The organism is Pseudomonas sp. FW305-7 (genome assembly GCF_058786735.1).
On the sequence record NZ_JBYSZA010000006.1, the window covers coordinates 184,052 to 201,944 of the forward strand.

Genomic DNA, 17,893 nt, shown 5'->3' on the forward strand with positions numbered 1-17,893 from the left:
GAATCGCAAGTGTAGAAGGCGCGCGGAGGCGGGGAACGCAGAAGTGTTGCTGAATCAGACAGTGCGCAACGTTCGGGCCGTTGCGCACTGATGGGCAGTTACTGGCGGTAGGACTTGAGGAAGTTGCCGATACGACCGATAGCCATTTCCAGATCATCGACGCGGGGCAGGGTGACGACGCGGAAGTGGTCTGGCCACGGCCAGTTGAACGCGGTGCCCTGCACCACCAGCAATTTCTCGGAGAGCAGCAGGTCGAGGACGAATTTTTCGTCGTTGTGGATCGGGCAGACCTTCGGGTCGATCTTCGGGAACGCATACAGTGCGCCCATCGGTTTGACGCAGCTCACGCCCGGAATGTCGTTGAGCAGCTCCCAGGTGCGATTGCGCTGTTCCAGCAGGCGGCCCTGCGGCAATACCAGGTCGTTGATGCTCTGATAACCGCCAAGCGCGGTCTGGATCGCATGCTGGCTCGGCACGTTGGCACACAGGCGCATGTTGGCGAGCATGTCGATGCCTTCGATGTAGCTCTGGGCATTGTGTTTCGGCCCGGAAATCGCGATCCAGCCGGAGCGGAAACCGGCCACGCGATAGGACTTCGACAGACCGTTGAAGGTCAGGCAGAGCAGGTCCGGGGCCAGCGAAGCGGTGCAGATGTGTACGGCGTCGTCATACAGAATCTTGTCGTAGATCTCGTCGGAGAACACCACCAGATTGTGCTGACGGGCCAGTTCCAGCATGCCCAGCAACACTTCCTTCGAATACACCGCGCCGGTCGGGTTGTTCGGGTTGATGATCACCATCGCCTTGGTGTTCGGAGTGATCTTGGCCTTGATGTCGGCCAGGTCCGGGAACCAGTCGGCGCCTTCGTCGCACAGGTAATGCACGGCGTTACCACCGGCCAGACTCACGGCAGCGGTCCATAGCGGATAATCCGGGGCCGGCACCAGCACTTCGTCGCCGTTGTTGAGCAGGGCCTGCAACGACATCACGATCAGCTCGGACACGCCGTTACCCAGGTAGATGTCTTCGATGCCGACACCTTCAACATTTTTTTGCTGGTAGTACTGCATCACCGCCTTACGCGCGCTGAACAGGCCTTTGGAGTCGCTGTAGCCTTGCGCGGTCGGCAGGTTGCGGATCACATCCTGAAGGATTTCGTCCGGCGCTTCGAAACCAAACGGCGCGGGGTTGCCGATGTTCAGCTTGAGGATGCGCTGACCTTCCTCCTCCAGACGTTTGGCGTGCTTGAGCACCGGGCCGCGAATGTCGTAGCAGACGTTGGCGAGCTTGTTCGATTTGCTGAACTGCATGGCGATGTGATCCCGAAAATGAACGATCCAGGCGGCGGATGGACAACCGTACTGGGATTCCTGCGTCTTCACACAGGCGAAGTCTTGCGCCTTGGCGCCGAGAATCCGTTTGAATGCGCCCGGTCTGGCTGCCAGACTGGCGCGTGACGAGGCGCAATCATACGTGCCGCCCGATCCGTGGAAAAGGTACAGATCGGGCTTTTTCAGCCGCTGAGGTGTGATGATGGAAAAGTTGCAAAAAACCCTGGAAGAATGGAAAGCCATGCTCGACCCCGAGCAGTACAACGTGTGCCGTCTGAGCGCCACCGAGCGACCGTTCTCCGGCAAATACAACGACACCAAGACCGATGGTGTCTATCACTGTGTCTGCTGCAACGAAGCGCTGTTCGATTCCAAGACCAAATTCGATTCCGGCTGCGGCTGGCCGAGCTTTTACGCGCCGATCGGCGAAAGCGCCATGACCGAGATCCGCGACACCAGCCACGGCATGATCCGTACCGAAGTGAAATGCGCCCGCTGCGATGCACACTTGGGGCACGTGTTCCCGGACGGCCCGGCGCCGACCGGTTTGCGCTATTGCATCAATTCGGTGTGCCTGAATCTCGAACCACGCGAGTAATTGAGTGGGCGACCTGCGGGTCGCCTTTCGGATAATTAAATTGCGCACAATTTAATTGCTCGCTATGTTTGGCCTTTCCCGATAACCCGCGGAGCCGACCCATGAGCGACAACCTGCTGAATATCCCTGTCACCAATATCAAGGGCGAGCAAAAGACCCTCGCCGATTACGCTGGCAAAGCGGTGCTGGTGGTCAACACCGCCAGCAAGTGCGGGTTCACTCCGCAATACAAAGGTCTGGAAGAGTTGTGGCAGACCTACAAGGATCAGGGCCTGGTGGTGCTGGGTTTCCCGTGCAACCAGTTCGGCAAACAGGAGCCGGGCAACGAGGGCGCGATCAGCGAGTTCTGTGAGCTGAACTACGGCGTCAGCTTCCCGCTGTTCAAGAAGATCGAAGTCAACGGTGCAGGCGCCCATCCGCTGTTCGTACAACTGAAAAAACGTGCTCCGGGCGTGCTCGGCTCGCAAGGCATCAAGTGGAACTTCACCAAGTTCCTGATCGGCAAGGATGGCCACTTGGTCAAGCGCTTTGCCCCTGCTACCAAGCCGCAGGATCTGAGCCGCGAGATCGAAGCTCTGCTCAAATGAATAAACTGTCGGTTGATTCGCTGAAGCTCGACAGTCAGTTGTGCTTCAAGTTGTACGCCGCTTCGCGGGCGGTGATTCGTGGCTACAAGCCGATGCTCGATCAGCTCGGCCTGACGTACCCGCAATACCTGGCCATGCTGGTGTTGTGGGAGTGGCAGGACAGTGCACCGGAGCAGCCGACGGTCAAGGCCTTGGGTGAGCGTCTGGCGCTGGACTCCGGCACGCTGACGCCGTTGCTCAAGCGCCTGGAGCAGTTGCAACTGGTTCAGCGTCAGCGTTCGGCGCGTGATGAGCGTGAAGTGCATCTGAGTCTGACACCTGCCGGGCTGGCACTTCGCGAACAGGTCGGGCCGCTCAAGGCGCGATTGCTTTGCGACAGCGGGGTGGACCTGGACCAGCTCAATGCCTTGCGCGACGGTCTCGATCAACTGCTCGGGCAGATCAAGGCGCTGTCGTAGGCGCAATCCACTGATCCAGCAGGGCCGCCAATTCTTCACGGCGGAACGGCTTGGCCAGATAGTCGCTCATGCCCGCCGCCCGGCAGCGCTCGCGTTCTTCGGACATGGCGTTGGCGGTCAGGGCAACGATCGGCAGGTTTGGCCAGCGTCCGCTCTGGCGGATTTGCCGGCTCGCTTCGTAGCCGTCCATCACCGGCATATTGCAGTCCATCAGCACCAGATCGAAGGCGTGATACTCCAGTTGATCCAGCGCTTCGGCGCCATGGGCGGCGACGACGACATCACAGCCGAGTTTACCGAGCATGCCTTTGGCCACCAGTTGATTGACCGGGTTGTCCTCGACCAGCAGCACTTTTCCGCGGCGTACCAATGGCGTCGTTTCCAACTGCGTATCGTTGATGGTGGCGACCTCGGGATGCAAGGTCCGTCGCAGATTCTGGTAGAGCGCATTACGCGCCAACGGTCGCGCCTGTTGCTGCAGAGGGGTGAGCGCCGCCGCTTCTTCGCTGGGCAGAAAACTGCCATAGGCAGTCACCAGCAAGATGGGCGCGGTGAGGGTTGGACGCAGCCCGAACAGGCACTCCGGACAATCGGTAATCAGCACATCTGGCGTCAGCCCCAACAGCGAGTCGTCGATCGTGCGTTGTTCGTATTCAAGTCCCCAGACCGGCAGCAGACTGCGGAGCAACTCCGCCAGACCGCTGCTGGCTGCGGTAATGGCGAGAACTTTGCCGTGCAGCTGCGTCGGCGGCAGAGCGCGGGTATGGCAGGGCAGTGGCAGTTCGGCGCAGAACTGGCTGCCGAAGCCGGTCTCGGAGCTGATGGTCAGGCGCCCCTGCATCGCTTCGCAAAGGTTGTAAGTCAGCGCCAGTCCCAGCCCGGTGCCGCCGTACTGGCGGGTGATGCCGGCACCCGCCTGGGTGAACGGCTGGAAGATTTTCACCTGGGCTTCCTGCGCGATGCCGATACCGGTGTCGCAGACCTCGATGCGTACGCCATCCTTGTAGGTCGACAAGCGCACATCCACCCGGCCGAAACGGGTGAATTTCAGAGCGTTGGACAGCAGATTGCTGACGATCTGCCGAACCCGGGTCGGATCGCCCAGGACCAGCGCCGGAAAGTGCGGATCGATCAGGCAGGTCAACTCGACGCTGGGCGCCGCGTTCTGCGACAGCAGGTTGGCGGTGTCTTCGATCAATGAGCCGAGATCGAAGGGAATGTGCTCAAGCTCCAGTTGCCCTGCGTCGAATTTCGACAGGTCGAGAATGTCGTTGAGCAACTCCACCAGCACCTTGCCTGAGTCGTGGGCGATCGACAGTTGTTGCTGCTGTTCGGCATTCAGTGGCCCGTCGAGCGACAGCGCGATCATCCCCAGCAGACCGTTGAGCGGTGTACGGATCTCGTGACTCATGTTGGCGAGAAATGCCGAGCGTGCTTCAGCCATTTCCAGCGCGGTGCTGCGGGCGACTTCGAGTTCCTGATTGGACTGGCTGAGCCGGGCGTTGATCGCCTTGAGTTCGGCGGTTCGCGCCGAAACGATGTTTTCCAGTTGGCCGAGGTAGTCGGTCAGACGGTTTTCGGCATTGCGTCGCTGCTGGATCTCGGTGGCGATGTTCTCGAATTGCTGATTGGCGACTTTGACCAGTACGCCGATTTCATCATTGCCGTGGCCGCTCGGGCATTCCAGCGTGGTCGGTTCGGCGCTGCGCGGATCACGCCCGCTGAGTTCGCGGATCACCCGCACCAGCGGTTTGGTCAACATCACGTAGAACAGCGCCAACAGGATGCCGGTGAGGATCAGGCTGCGGGCGAAACCGTTGAGCAGGGTGACTTCGGCGCGACGCAGAAAGCGGCTGCCGAACGCATAGGTGTCAACCTCAAGGCTCAGGACTCCCAGCGATTCATTGGGCAGATGATCCAGATACAGTCGATCTTCGAATTGGCGCTTGGCGCCGAACAGGAAGTCGCTGATCAGCCGATAGCCGCTTTGCAGCTCGGGGCGTTTGACGCTGGCCAGCACGGTATTGTTGTTGTCGGTCAGTTGCGCAGAAATGATGGCCGGGGAACGCAACAGGCCCAACGTGAGTTCTTGAGCCAGTTCGGCATCGATGTTGTAGGCGATGCGTGATGCCGGGTTATGGCTGATTTCCAGCAAAGACAGGATTTCACGGTTGATGGAGGCGTCTTCACTGGCATAATCGATGCCGATTTGCAGCAGGCTGAGCAGCGTGCCCAGAATGAACCCGACCAGCACAGTAAGCCTGGCTTGCTTGTACGACAGCCGGTGGGTGAATTTGATATCCATGGGGTGTTGAACCACTTCCGTTTCCCTTCGCTGCTCAAGCATAGTCGATCATGTATCGATACCGAGGTTCCCGAATCGCCTTGTAACAAGGCGCGGGGCGAGAATTTTGATCTGCGTGTCGTCGCTGGATCGTCATCATTACTGTGAACGTGCCCGAGGAGAAGACGTGGATTCCCGATTGAATGCTTTTCTTGAACGCGCCGAGTCGGTTCTGGCGCGGATCGAACCGCTGTTGCCGGCACCGCGCCCGGTGATCGACTGGGGCACTTGTCTGGCCGCGCGTTGGCAGCGTGACGGCCGCAGCGGGTACCTGCTGCCACTGGAAGTCAGCCTCGACATGCGCCTGTCCGACCTGATCGGCGTTGATCGGCAACTGGAGCAACTGGGCCGCAATACCCAGCAGTTTCTCGATGGCATGCCGGCGAACCACGCGTTGCTCTGGGGTTCGCGCGGTACCGGCAAATCCTCGCTGGTACGCGCATTGCTCGCGGAACATGCCGGCGCAGGCCTGCGGCTGATCGAGATCGAGCGCGATCACCTGGCCGACTTGCCGCGAGTGGTCGAGCAGATCGCCAAACTGCCGCAACGTTTTGTGTTGTTCTGCGACGACCTGTCGTTCGAATCCGGGGAAGGCGATTACCGTGTGCTCAAAAGCGTGCTCGACGGCTCGCTGGAGCAGGCGCCGGACAACGTTTTGCTGTACGCCACTTCCAACCGTCGCCATCTGGTGCCGGAGAAGGAAAGCGACAACGAGAACTGGAAGCGCGTCGATGGCGAACTGCATCCCAGCGAAGCGGTGGAAGACAAGATCGCGCTGTCGGACCGCTTTGGTCTGTGGTTGTCGTTTTACCCGTTTACTCAAGAGCACTTCCTGAATGTCGTCGAGCACTGGATCGGCCAGTTGGCCGCCAAGGCCGGCCTGAGCTGGCAGCGTGACGAAGCACTGGATATCCTCGCCGTACGTTGGGCCACCGGCCGCGGTAATCGCAACGGACGTTGCGCGTACCAATTCGCCCGTTACTGGGTGGGACTGAAATTGTTGGAGCACAAGGCATGATTGATTTGCAACAAAGCGGCCAGGGCCTCGAAGGCTATGGCATGTTGGCCGCACAACTGGAATCGCTGTTGGCGGACGAGCGCGATTTCATCGCCAACGCCGCGCAGTTTTCGGCATTCCTGTTCAACCAGCTCGATGATCTGAACTGGGCCGGTTTTTACCTCAATCGCAACGAAGAACTGGTGCTCGGCCCGTTCCAGGGCCAGATCGCTTGTGTGCGCATTCCGTTCGGTCGCGGTGTCTGTGGCGCTGCCGCGGCCAGCCTGCAGACGCAGCGGGTTGAAGACGTGCATGCGTTTCCCGGTCATATCGCCTGCGACAGTGCCTCGAACAGTGAACTGGTGGTGCCGTTGGTCAAAGAGGGGCGTCTGATCGGCGTGCTCGATCTCGACAGCCCGAAGCTCGCCCGTTTCGGCGCGGATGATCAGGCCGGTATCGAGCAACTGGCGGCGATTTTCCTGCGTCTGACCGATTGCTGATCACGCGGCAAGGCCAGCCTTGTGCAGCAGGCTGGCCGGGTCCACGGCATCGATCTGCCGGGGATCGAGAAAACGCACGGCGTACTGCATGTACACGCCATCGCTGATGAACAGTCCGAACAGCTGCGCGTCGATGTGCGCCTCGCGGCACATGGTCGCCATGATCCCCAACGCTTCGCTCAATGTCTTGGCTTTCTTGTACGGGCGATCGGCCGCGGTCAGTGCCTCGAAAATATCGGCAATCGCCATCATCCGCGCCGGCAGGCTCATTTCTTCGCGCTTGAGGCGTTTCGGGTAACCGGTGCCGTCCATTTTTTCATGATGACCACCGGCGATCTCGGCAATGCTGTCGAGGTGGCCGGGGAAGGGCAGGTGGCTGAGCATCATGATCGTCTGCACCATATGGTGATTGATGATGTAGCGCTCTTCGCGGGTCAGCGTGCCGCGGGTGATGCTCAGGTTGTACAACTCACCGCGATTATATTTGTAACGCGGCACGTCCAGCTTGAACCCCCACGGATTGTCTTCCGGGATCAACTCGTTTCTGTCACGTTCGAGCAGATGTTCGGGCTTGTCTGCGAGCAGCTTTTCGCTGACTGGCAAGGTCGGCGCGGGTGTTAGGGCCTGACGCCGGTTTTCTTCCCACGACACGCCCAGGCGGTCATCCAGGGTGCGCATCCAGGTGTGCTGGGACAGATCATTCAGTCGTTGCAGATCGGCCTCGGCCATCGCTTCACTGCCCAGGTTGCAACGGGCAACAAAGGCAAAGTCCTCGTCCAGTGCCGTCAGGGTCGCATCGCGCAATGCGGCAATTGACAGTTCGTCTCCACCCAGAGCCAGTGCCTGCCAGTAACTGATCCAGGCATCGCGCTTGAGCACTTCGAAACGCGTGCGGATCTCGTGGATACGGTCGTTGATGGTTTCCAGTTTGGTCGCCTTGTCGACCACATACTCCGGCGTCGTGACCTTGCCGCAATCATGCAACCACGCGGCAATGTGGAGGGCCTCCCACTCGTCTTCGGTGGGCTGATAGGCACTGAAGGCGGGCGCCTGACTCGCCGCAGCTGCCTGGGCGAGCATCAGGGTCAGTTCCGGCACGCGCTGGCAATGCCCGCCGGTATACGGGCTCTTGGCGTCGATGGCGCCGGCGAGCAACTGAATGAAAGCATCGAGCAGTTGCTTCTGCCGGGCTTGCAGGCGCTGGCTCTCGATGCTGACTGCGGCGGCGCCGGACACTGCTTGCAGGAAAGCGATGCGGTCGGGTCGCAGTTTTTCCAGATCGGCCGCGGTGCCGCTGTCGTTGACCAGCAGGATCAGCAGGCCGATGGTTTGGTCATGGCGGTTGTGCAGGCGAATGCCGATCAGATGTACGCGGGGCGAGGCCATCGCGAACAAGACTTTCTGCAGGTCACCGGCCTGATCAACGCCAAAGTTGCTGACTACATTGTTGCTGCCGACCAACTGCTCGAACCACACCGGGCCTTTGCTGTTTTGCAGATCGTGACCCTGGATCTCGAACGCCTCCGGTGCATGCGGTATGCCATCGATCACCAGACCGTAAGGTTCCATGCGCGTACCGTCGTTTTCTCGCAGATAAATCAGTCCGGCCTGTGCCTGGGCAATCTGCACCGTTTCGAACAGCACCCGTTGCAGCAGCGGGGCGAATCGGGTTTCGGCGCCGAGGGTGTCAGTGATGCGGAAGAAACTCGCCAGCGTGTCTTTCATGCGCGCCATCGACACGCTCAATTGGTCGACTTCCAGCACCGGCGAGCGTCGGGTCAGCGGGAAATTGAAGTCGAAACTGCGGATTGCGTCGGCTTCCTTGACCAATGCGTGCAACGGCTTGACCAGAATCCGCGAGATCACCCAGCCCAATGGCAGGCACAGCAGTAAGGTGGCCAAGGTGATCAGCGCGCCCTGCCAGCGCATGCGATAGGCGTCGACCAGCAGTTCGTCCTCCGGCACCAGCAACGCCAATTGCAAGCCTTTCGGACCGCCTTCGGCAATGCTGCTGCGGGCCACAATCCACTGGCGGCCAGCCGCTTCAAGGCGATTGCCCGTGCGTGCACCGGACAGCAGCGCGTGCAGACTCGGGCTCAAGTCGGCCGCTTTGGCCAGATGCGCGGTGCTGTCATCGACGATCAGACGGCGACTGTCGGGGTAGGCCACGGCATTGCCGTCGGCATCGAACAGGGCGATTTCGGTGGACGGCGTCACCACATGTTTGCTCAAGGTGGCAGACAGGGTGGCCAGTGTCAGGTCGGCGCCGATCACCGCATTCTCGCCACTGCGCCGGGCCAGGGTCGTACCGACATTATGGGTGGAGAAAAACACGTAGGGTTCGGTGGTGATCTGTTCGCTGTGCTGACGGGCATTGACGAACCAGGCGCGGCTGCGCGGATCGTAGGGTTCCTCGGGATTGTCCTGGCGGCTGATCAGCGTCAGTGCCTGATCGAAGAACAGCGATTGCGAGCGCAGGTTGCCTTGCGGGCCATGCTCGATGCTCCAGACCTGATACGCCGCTGCGTCCGGAGCTTTGAGCAGCGTCTTCAGGGCGGTGCTGCGCAATGGGCGGACCATGAAGAAATCGCCATTGGCATACCCCAGGTACAACGAGGCGAGGTTCGGGTTGTCCGTGAGCGACTGGCTGAACGGCCTGAGCAACGGCAAGCGTTGTTCGAGGCGCGCAGCCTGGGTCGCGGGGTTGTCTGCCAGCAGGCTGAGCAAGTGCCGGATCGGTTGATAGGTCGCGGACATGTCCAGGCGCACGTCCTGTTCGATCCTGTCGAACAGCTTCTCGCTGCTCGACAGGATGATCTGCGTTGTCTGGCGGTAATTGAACAGTCCCAGCACCACGCCCGTGAGCAGCAGGAGAAAGGTGAACATGACACTGATGTGCACGTGCAGCGGGAACCGGCGTTGTTCCGGGCGCAGTGGGCTGGGCATTTCCGGTTCTCCATGATGGTTTAACTCACTGCTCAGCGCCAAAGCATAGTTAAGGCAAGCTCATTGCGCCTTGATCAGACGATGCCAATTGTTGCTGCAAGGCTTGCTCCAGTTCGACCATCGCCCGGTTGCTCGCCTCGCAACGGCGATTGATCTCATCGGTGTCCATTGCCTGTGCACAGGCTTGTTCAAGGGCCTCGCAACATTCGATCACGCGCACTGCCTGGGCGATGCGCGCCGCCCCCTTGATCTTGTGGGCGACCACCGCCAACGCGCCGCGATCCTGCTGTGGTGACAGTCCGAGCAGTTCCTGGCGATCGAGACGGCTGCTTTTGAGCAGTTCAACCAACAGTCGTTTGGCCTGCGCAGGACTGCCGCCGGTCAACATGTTCAGGCTTTGCAGGTTGAAAACGGGGGGGCGAGACGCCGGGGTGATGCCATCGACCCACTGGCTAAGCAGACTCAGGCTCAAGGGTTTGAACAGACAGTCGTTCATGCCGGCCTGTTTGCAACGCTGGATTTCCTCGGGTTGGGCGTTAGCCGTGAAACCCAGCACGATGCAGGGTGGGCAGCGGTTCTGCAGCTCCTGCTGGCGAATGGCGCGAGTCAGTTCATAGCCATTCATCAACGGCATGTTGCAGTCGACAATCACCAGATCGAAGCCACCTTCCTGCCACAGTTTCAGCCCGCTGCAGCCGTTTTCGGCGATGCTGAAGTGATGGCCGAGGAACTCCAGTTGTTGGCACATCAACAACCGGTTGGCCGGATGGTCGTCCACCACCAGCACACGCAGGGGCGTCTGGGATGTCTTTATCGAGGGCTCGTCCTTGGCTGTGCTGACTTGTGCAGGCAAGGTTTCCAGCGGCAGCGAAACACAGACTTGCGTGCCTATGCCGGGCTGGCTGCTCAACTGCAACTGACCTCCCATCATTTCGCACAGGTTGCGACTGATGACCAGCCCCAGCCCTGCGCCGCTGCGGGCCTGCTGATGGCTGTTTTCCGCTTGGGCGAAGGGTTCGAACAAGCGCTGCTGATCCTCTGCGGCGATCCCGATACCGCTGTCCTGAACGCTCAGTTGCATCAGCGCGCGCTCAGTCATGTCGGTGGTCATGAGATCCACGGTAATCCTGATGTGGCCTTGTTCGGTGAATTTGATGGCATTGCTCACCAGGTTCGACAGCACTTGCTTGAAGCGCAACGGATCAAGATGAACATCGACCGCCATATCCGGCGGATTGAAGATGACTTGCAGGGCGAGATTCTTCTGCCGGGCGAGGCCGTCGAAGATCCTCGCGACGGACGTCACCGTGTCGACCAGATTGACTCGTTCCGGGCACAGGCTCAGGCGACCGGACTCGATCCGTGCGATGTCGAGAATATCGCCGATCAGCCCGAGCAGATCCTTGGCCGAATGGTAGGCGGTGTCGATCGAGGAGCGATCCGGATGCTGTTGATCCATGCGTCTCAGGGTCAGTTCGAGCATGCCGATCACGGCATTCATCGGAGTGCGGATTTCATGGCTCATGGTGGCCAGGAACGTGCTTTTCGCGCGATTGGCCTCGTCGGCCTGCTCCTTGGCGGTGCGTAACTCTTCGAACAGCTGACGGCGTTCGCTGATGTCGATCCAGCCACCGATGATGCCTTGCACATCGCCGCTGGAATCGCGATAGGGAAGTATCCAGTGATAGATCGTCAGGCGCCGGTTGCCGATGTGCAGCGGTCGGTCGAGCAGCAGCGGCGTGCCTTCGGCAACCACTCGCTGATAATCGGCGTGGAAGGCGTGAGCTTCGAAGGCGTTGCTCAAGGTGCCTTGAATGACGCTTTTGCCGATAACGTCCTCACGCTTGGCATTGAACGCTTCGAGGTAGCTGTCGTTGCAGCTTTGCAGCAGACCCTGGCGGTCGCGGACGTAAATCGGATGCGGCGTTCCGTTGACCAGCGAGCGCATGAATTCGAACTGGTCGTTCAAGGCCCGTTCGGCGGCCTTGCGTTGCTTGATCTGGTGTCGCATGTAGGCATTCCAGGCCAGCAAGAGCAGCAGGAGCAGGCAGGCGCCGATAATCACTTGATAGAACTGGCGCTGGTAATTGCGCCAGATGTTTTGCGAAGCGGTGGAGTAACCGCGCCAGCGGCCATTGATCACGCCCAGTTCTTCCGGGGAAATGCTCAGTAACGCTTTGTTGATGATCGAACCCAGGTCGGTGTTGTCCCGTGCGGTGACCAGAGAAAACGCAGCCTGACCGGTGCCAATGGTGGTAGTGATCTGGAGCGCTCGCTCGAAGATCCGCGAAGAAATGAAGTAGTTGGCGATCACCAGTGAATTCACCGCGCCGTCGACATGACCTTCGGCAAGGAGCGAGACAGCGCTGAAGGTGTCTGCTGTTTCGATCAACTGGATCCGTGGAAACTCGCGTCGCAGGTATTCGACCATCGGGTTGCCTTGGGCGATTGCCAGTTGTTTGCCTTTGAGCTGACCCAGGTTTGTCGGGCTGTCGGCGCTCTTGCGCGTCAGCAGGACATAAGAGTTTTCCAGATAGGGTCGACTGAAATCGAGGGTTTTCTCCCGCTCGGCAGTGGGTAGCAAAGCAGCGATGAGATCGGCCTGATGGCTGTCTATCTGTCTGATCATCTCGGCGTCGTTTCGACTGCGCTGGATCTCGAAACGCAGGCCGGTGCGCAGGCGGATCAGTTCAAGCAGATCGGCGCTGATCCCGCGAAAATTGCCGCCACTGTCGAAGAACGTCAGCGGCGCATAAGCCTCGTTCACGACCACTTTCACCACGGGGTGCTGTTTGAGCCAGGTTTCTTCACGTTCGGTCAGTTGCAGCTTTTGATCGGTCAGCAGCAGATCGCTGCCAGCGCTCCAGCGTTTGGCAATGTTCTCGCGTTCGCTGCGTGGCACGGCGTTGAGCACGGTGTCGACGATGTCGAGCAACTGCGGGTTGTTGCGACGTATGGCGAAACTGAATCCGTGAGCGTCCTGCTTGCCGAAATTGGCCATGCGCACGTTGTTCAGGTAGCCCTTGTTGATCATGTAGTGGGTGGAAATGGTGTCGCCGAGAAACACATCGGCCTGATCGAACGCGACGGCGTTGATTGCATTCTGGTAGGAGGGGTAGCAAGTAATGAGCGCTTTGGGATACAGCGCCTTGACCTCGTGCAAGGGCAGGTAGTGATACACCATGCTCAAGCGCAATCCCGCGAGCCCATTCGTCAGGGAGCGGGTATCGTCTTCGCGGGTGACGAGCACGGGCTGATCATTGGCGTAGGGTGCGGAAAGCGCGAGGTTGGCGTTATTCGCTTCATAGCCGTTCGCCGTACCGAGAAGGTCAACCTGACCGTCGACCAGTGCGCGAATCGCGGCATCGCGCGAGGGAAAGCGTTTGACCCGGATCGGCAAACCGGTGCTTTGACTGAGCAGGCCGACATAGTCGGCGGTCAGGCCCTCATAATCGTGTCCGCTGACGGTCATGTCGAAGGGGGGATAGTCCGGCGCGGAAGTGCCCAATATCAGCTCACTACGGGTTTGCAGCCACTGTCGTTGAGACTGTTCGAACGCGACGGGCACTGACTCGCTCGCCGATCGGCTGAGCAAGGCATAGCCCGGTGAAGCAACCGGCATGGCGAACACATTGGCGCTCAGGCACAGGCCGGCGATCAATGTCATTAAATAGTCCTTTAAACGACTGGGCATGCGGGGTCTCACACGAGTGCGTTGCGTTTGGCCATCTCGATAAGTTCTACAAGGGATTTGGCTTTGAGTTTTTGCATCAGGCGTTTTTTATAGGTGCTGACGGTTTTATTGCTGAGAAACATGCCCTTGGCGATTTCCTTGTTGGTGCGACCCTGGGCAAACAATTGCAAAACCATCAATTCGCGATCATTGACGGACTTGAAGAGCTCCAGCTCCGTATAACGAATGTCGTCACTGCGAACCGGATTCAATGCCTGACTTGGGAAATAGTTGTAACCGGAAAGTACCGCTTTTATTGCACTGACCAACTCGCTCAAGTCTTCCTGCTTGCAGACATAACCGGAAGCGCCGGATTGCATGCAGCGAATACCGAACAAGGTCGGGCATTGGGCCGTCAGCACCAGGGTTTTCAATGGCGAACTCATTGCGTTGAAGCGAGCCAGCACTTCCAGGCCGTCGAGTTTGGGGATGCTGATATCGAGAATGATCAGGTCTGGCATGCACTCGCGCACCATCTGCATGGCATCGACCCCATTATCGGTCTCACCGACGACCTTATAACCTTCATGTTCGAGCAGCATGCGAACGGCGAGACGGATGACCGGGTGATCGTCGACAATAAAAACGGAGTTCATAATCAAATCCCATACAAGCACGAATAAAGCGCGCACCTTAGCTCAGATGAATGAGCACTCGCATGAACTGACATCGCTTCAGTCGTGCTATCGGATTAATCCTACAATTAATGAGGAAAGGGACTACGGTCAAACTAGGTTCGACGTAAGGAAGTGCGGGATTTGCAGCGGTTTATAGTTTGCTTTGAACGTTTTGCAAATGCTGGCTATGACAGACTTTTTTGTAGGTGTTTAAAGCTTGTGGCTGCTGAAAAGTTGGTTGTTTGTATCATGTAGTTACATTGCGTCATCAAGTCGCTGAAAACGCGAGCGGCGACTCTAATATCGGACGTTGCAAGTGATTGTAATGTAGTCAACTGGCCGATCTTGCCGGCCAGTTGAATATTGTTTGATCAGTGACTGGAGCGACCGGTCATTTCCAGCGCCATGTCGCTGGCGTAACTGTCGGTCATGCCGGCAATGAAATCGATCATGCGCAAAAAGGACGTGTGCAATGAACCCTGTGGATCCGGTGCGTTGTTGCCAAGCAAATCGAGGATACGACGGCTCTTGAACGATGGGGTGCGCCCGTTGTGTTGTTCCAGCGCAGCACCGCAGAACGAATTGAGCAGAATCTCCAGCGTCGTGTAAGCGCCGATTTCGTGCAGGGTTTTGCGTTTGTCCTGAAAGATTTTCTTGCGGGCGATGTCTTTGGCGTTCAGCACGCAGCGTTTGGCCGGGCCATGCATATGCTCGACCAGATCCCCCTGCAAGGTGCCAGCGAGCAGTGCGTCCTGTTGCTCGACGAAGGCTCGCGCCGCCGCATTGGTCAGATGCTCAATGGCCTTGCCGCGCAGGATCGCCAGTTTGCGCCGCCGCGAATCCTGCGGACCCAGTTGACGATAGGTTTCCGGCAAGTCATCGCCGACCAGCCCGAGTAGCAGCGATTCGACTTCGGCGTACTCCAGCAACTCCATCTCGAGACCATCTTCGAGGTCGATCAGCGCATAGCAGATATCGTCGGCAGCCTCCATCAGGTACACCAACGGGTGACGCGCCCAACGCTGGTCTTCCAGTTGTGGCAGACCCAGTTTGTGAGCGATCTGCTCAAGCAATGGCAGTTCGCTCTGATAGCAGCCGAACTTGTGTTTCTTGTAGCCGAGAGAGTCTGCGTGACGGGCGGTCCACGGGTATTTCAGATAAGTGCCAAGGGTGGCGTAGGTCAGGCGGGTACCGCCGTCGAACTGATGGTACTCAAGTTGAGTGAGCACCCGAAAACCCTGGGCATTGCCTTCGAAATTGAGGAAGTCACCGCGCTCGGCTTCGCTCATGCCGTCCAGCCAGCCGCGCCCGGCGGCCTGTTGAAACCAGTGGCGAATGGCGTCTTCACCGGAATGGCCGAATGGTGGATTGCCGATGTCGTGAGCCAGACATGCCGATTGCACGACCATGCCCAGATCGCTGGGGTCGCACCATTCCGGCAGGGCGCCGCGCAGGGTTTCACCAACGCGCATGCCCAGTGAACGGCCGACACAACTGACTTCCAGCGAATGGGTCAGACGCGTGTGGATGTGATCGTTGCTGGTCACCGGGTGGACTTGCGTCTTGCGTCCCAGGCGACGGAAAGCGCCGGAGAAGATGATGCGGTCGTGATCTTTGTGAAAAGGGCTGCGGCCGAGTTCTTGCGGGCTGTGCAGCGGCTTTCCGAGGCGTTCGCGGTTGAGCAGGGTATGCCAATCCAAGGCTGATTCTCTCCGTCTGATGGCTGAATTGCCCTAGCTTCCGGGTTCGGCCTTGCACCTGCAAGCGGAACTACAATCCCGCTGCATCAATGTCGATCAGCAGCAGGCGTTCGCCATTGTCGAAGAACTGCCCGGCCGTCAGGCAATACTGGTTGCTGGTGGCATCGCGGTAGGTGTTTGAGAGGGTCAGGCGACGCTCTTCCCAGCCTTCGGCGAGCAAATGGTAGAAGTACGGCCGCCATGACCAGTTGTGCCCCAGATAGCGGTCATCGGCGATCCAGCCGTTATGGCGCCATTCCAGGTTAGGCGTCAGTTGCGTACCGTGGCGGTCGCACTGATAAAACCGCAGCAGCCATGGGAAGGCCTCCAATTGTGGCAATGCGCTGAGCGGCGCATGGGCCTGGGCCCAACTTTGCAGGATCGTCATCAACTCGCCGAGTTGCTGGCGCATTTGCATCAAACGCCCGCGTTCTGCCAGTTTCTGCCGGACATAGCGTTGGCGCAGTTCGGCGAAGCGGTGCACGAACGCGTCAGTGGGGTAAAACGCCTCTTGTGCCCGGGCGAACAGAAAACCCTGCACATAACGCGACCCGCACTCCAGCGCGAAATTCAGTTGGGCCTCGGTCTCGACCCCTTCGGCAATGATCCAGCAGCCGGTCTTCTCGGCCATCTGCGCCAGGGCCTTGACCACGTCGCTGCTCGGTCCGCCGAGAGCTGCGGCCTGAAACAGGCGCATGTCGAGTTTGAGGATATCCGGTTGCAGCGCCAGCACGCGATCCAGTTGCGAATAACCGGCACCAAAATCATCAATGGCGATTCGCGCACCAGCCTCGCGATACCGCGCCACCACTTCGGCCAGGCGTTGGCTGTTGCCGCCCAGTTCAGTGATTTCAAACACGATGCGTTGTGGATCGACGCCGTGCCGCGCCATCTGCTTGAGGCTGGGCAGGGCTTGGTCGGAACGCAGGCGGCTGATCCAGCGCGGCGACATGTTCAAACTGAGAAACCAGTCCGCCGGGGCTTCGTGCAAACGGCTGAGGGCGTTGTCACGAATCTGCCGGTCGAGGCGACGCAAAGCGATGGCCGGCGTGCGCGGGTCGGCAAACAGAGGCCCGACTGACGTCAGTTGCCCATCGGCCTGGCGCAGGCGGCCCAACGCTTCGACGCCAGCAATGCGTCCGGTGGCGGTATCTATGAAAGGTTGAAAGCAGGCGAGCGGTTGCCCGTCGATCACGGGGCCTCCTTAGTCGTTCTTGTTCTGACTGAACCCCGTCGACCGGGTAGGCGCACGGGATTGAACCTCTGGATAAAGAGGTTCATCCCGCCGTCATTGCAAGAATGTAGCCAGATGCGTCAGGTCAGCGCTTGCCCGAACTCTGCATGACCAATCTGATCAGCGGCCCGAGACTGGTGCCGAGACGAACCAACCGCGTCAGGCCACCGACACCGCCACTTTTCGCGCCCTTACCGGTGATAAAACCCAGCAGCGTGACAGCGGCCACTCCCCACAACGGGGCGTGTTTGATGCCGAAACCACCTTGCAGGTTTTGCGTCATGCCGCGCATGCGCTGCAGGGGTTGCAGCACTTGCCCGGCTTCATGACGAATTTCCTGCCGATGCATTTCCATGCGCAGACGAATCAGCGCCTTGCGCATTTCCCGGCGCGAGCTGTTGTGTGGAAGTTCAGGCAGGCTCATGGCAGCAGGCGCTCCCGATCATTGGCCAATTCTTCCAGAGTGCCATGGAAGGGCGAGGATTCATCGAAAACCGCAGCCTTCAAACGCAAGCCGCAGAAGGCCGCCGCCAGGGTATAGAACACGCACAGGCCAATGATCGCGGGCAGGCGATAGGTGTCCCAGAACACGATCAGTACCAAGGTCGACAAACCGACCAGCAACAGCAGGGCAAACACCAGCGCCAGACCCGCAAACAGCAACAGGCTGACGGTGCGTGCTTTCTGCTCTTGCAACTCGATGCCGAACAACTCGACATGGCTGTGCAGCAAGCCAAGAACGGCGGCGCCCAGACGCCGCGTGGAGGATGCGGTGCCCGCAGTCGGGCCGGATTCACCGATCGACATGA

At 59.3% G+C, this 17,893-nt stretch carries 14 protein-coding genes; 5 read left to right on the forward strand and 9 right to left on the reverse strand.

What is annotated here, in order from left to right:
• Positions 1-98: 98 nt before the first annotated feature.
• Entirely contained in the window at positions 99-1,310 is a 1,212-nt protein-coding gene (locus AC3WMT_RS10755; RefSeq protein ID WP_103304753.1) for a pyridoxal phosphate-dependent aminotransferase, read from the reverse strand.
• A gap of 223 nt (positions 1,311-1,533) precedes the next feature.
• On the opposite strand from AC3WMT_RS10755, the gene msrB reads away from it, so the two are divergent.
• The 3 genes from msrB (at position 1,534) to AC3WMT_RS10770 (ending at position 2,974) form a co-directional block, all read left to right on the forward strand.
• Positions 1,534-1,929 (forward strand): peptide-methionine (R)-S-oxide reductase MsrB, encoded by a 396-nt coding sequence (msrB, locus tag AC3WMT_RS10760; RefSeq protein WP_103304829.1) that lies wholly within the window; start codon positions 1,534-1,536, stop codon positions 1,927-1,929.
• 101 nt (positions 1,930-2,030) lie between these two features.
• Entirely contained in the window at positions 2,031-2,516 is a 486-nt protein-coding gene (locus AC3WMT_RS10765; RefSeq protein ID WP_103304754.1) for a glutathione peroxidase, read from the forward strand.
• Positions 2,513-2,974, forward strand: a complete 462-nt coding sequence (locus AC3WMT_RS10770; RefSeq protein ID WP_103304755.1) for a MarR family winged helix-turn-helix transcriptional regulator — start codon at positions 2,513-2,515, stop codon at positions 2,972-2,974. Before AC3WMT_RS10765 ends, AC3WMT_RS10770 begins: the two co-directional genes overlap by 4 nt.
• Here the strand turns inward: AC3WMT_RS10770 and AC3WMT_RS10775 are convergent.
• Positions 2,958-5,279 carry a hybrid sensor histidine kinase/response regulator gene (locus tag AC3WMT_RS10775; protein ID WP_103304756.1) on the reverse strand — a complete coding sequence of 774 codons (2,322 nt, stop codon included), beginning with the start codon at positions 5,277-5,279 and terminating at the stop codon, positions 2,958-2,960. The genes AC3WMT_RS10770 and AC3WMT_RS10775 overlap by 17 nt on opposite strands.
• Before the next feature lie 166 nt (positions 5,280-5,445).
• Between AC3WMT_RS10775 and AC3WMT_RS10780 the strand changes: the two genes are divergently transcribed.
• Together AC3WMT_RS10780 and AC3WMT_RS10785 are read left to right on the forward strand one after the other, a co-directional pair.
• Positions 5,446-6,336, forward strand: a complete 891-nt coding sequence (locus AC3WMT_RS10780; protein WP_103304757.1) for an ATP-binding protein — start codon at positions 5,446-5,448, stop codon at positions 6,334-6,336.
• On the forward strand, positions 6,333-6,815 hold the full coding sequence (locus AC3WMT_RS10785) for a GAF domain-containing protein (protein ID WP_103304758.1): 483 nt from the start codon (positions 6,333-6,335) through the stop codon (positions 6,813-6,815). The genes AC3WMT_RS10780 and AC3WMT_RS10785 overlap by 4 nt, the downstream gene beginning before the upstream one ends.
• On the opposite strand, the gene AC3WMT_RS10790 is transcribed toward AC3WMT_RS10785, so the two are convergent.
• The 7 genes from AC3WMT_RS10790 to AC3WMT_RS10820 form a co-directional block, all read right to left on the reverse strand.
• A complete protein-coding gene (locus tag AC3WMT_RS10790; protein ID WP_103304759.1) occupies positions 6,816-9,761 on the reverse strand; it encodes an HD domain-containing phosphohydrolase in 2,946 nt (981 codons plus the stop codon).
• Between the two features lie 49 nt (positions 9,762-9,810).
• Complete coding sequence (locus AC3WMT_RS10795; protein ID WP_103304760.1) at positions 9,811-13,455, reverse strand: transporter substrate-binding domain-containing protein; 3,645 nt, start codon at positions 13,453-13,455, stop codon at positions 9,811-9,813.
• Positions 13,456-13,463: 8 nt separating this feature from the next.
• Complete coding sequence (locus AC3WMT_RS10800; protein ID WP_103304761.1) at positions 13,464-14,090, reverse strand: response regulator transcription factor; 627 nt, start codon at positions 14,088-14,090, stop codon at positions 13,464-13,466.
• Positions 14,091-14,482: 392 nt separating this feature from the next.
• Positions 14,483-15,811 carry a deoxyguanosinetriphosphate triphosphohydrolase gene (locus AC3WMT_RS10805; RefSeq protein WP_103304762.1) on the reverse strand — a complete coding sequence of 443 codons (1,329 nt, stop codon included), beginning with the start codon at positions 15,809-15,811 and terminating at the stop codon, positions 14,483-14,485.
• 70 nt (positions 15,812-15,881) lie between these two features.
• A complete protein-coding gene (locus AC3WMT_RS10810; RefSeq protein WP_103304763.1) occupies positions 15,882-17,045 on the reverse strand; it encodes an EAL domain-containing protein in 1,164 nt (387 codons plus the stop codon).
• Between the two features lie 124 nt (positions 17,046-17,169).
• Positions 17,170-17,508, reverse strand: a complete 339-nt coding sequence (locus AC3WMT_RS10815; protein ID WP_103304764.1) for a hypothetical protein — start codon at positions 17,506-17,508, stop codon at positions 17,170-17,172.
• On the reverse strand, positions 17,505-17,891 hold the full coding sequence (locus AC3WMT_RS10820; protein ID WP_103304765.1) for a phage holin family protein: 387 nt from the start codon (positions 17,889-17,891) through the stop codon (positions 17,505-17,507). Before AC3WMT_RS10820 ends, AC3WMT_RS10815 begins: the two co-directional genes overlap by 4 nt.
• Positions 17,892-17,893: the final 2 nt, after the last annotated feature.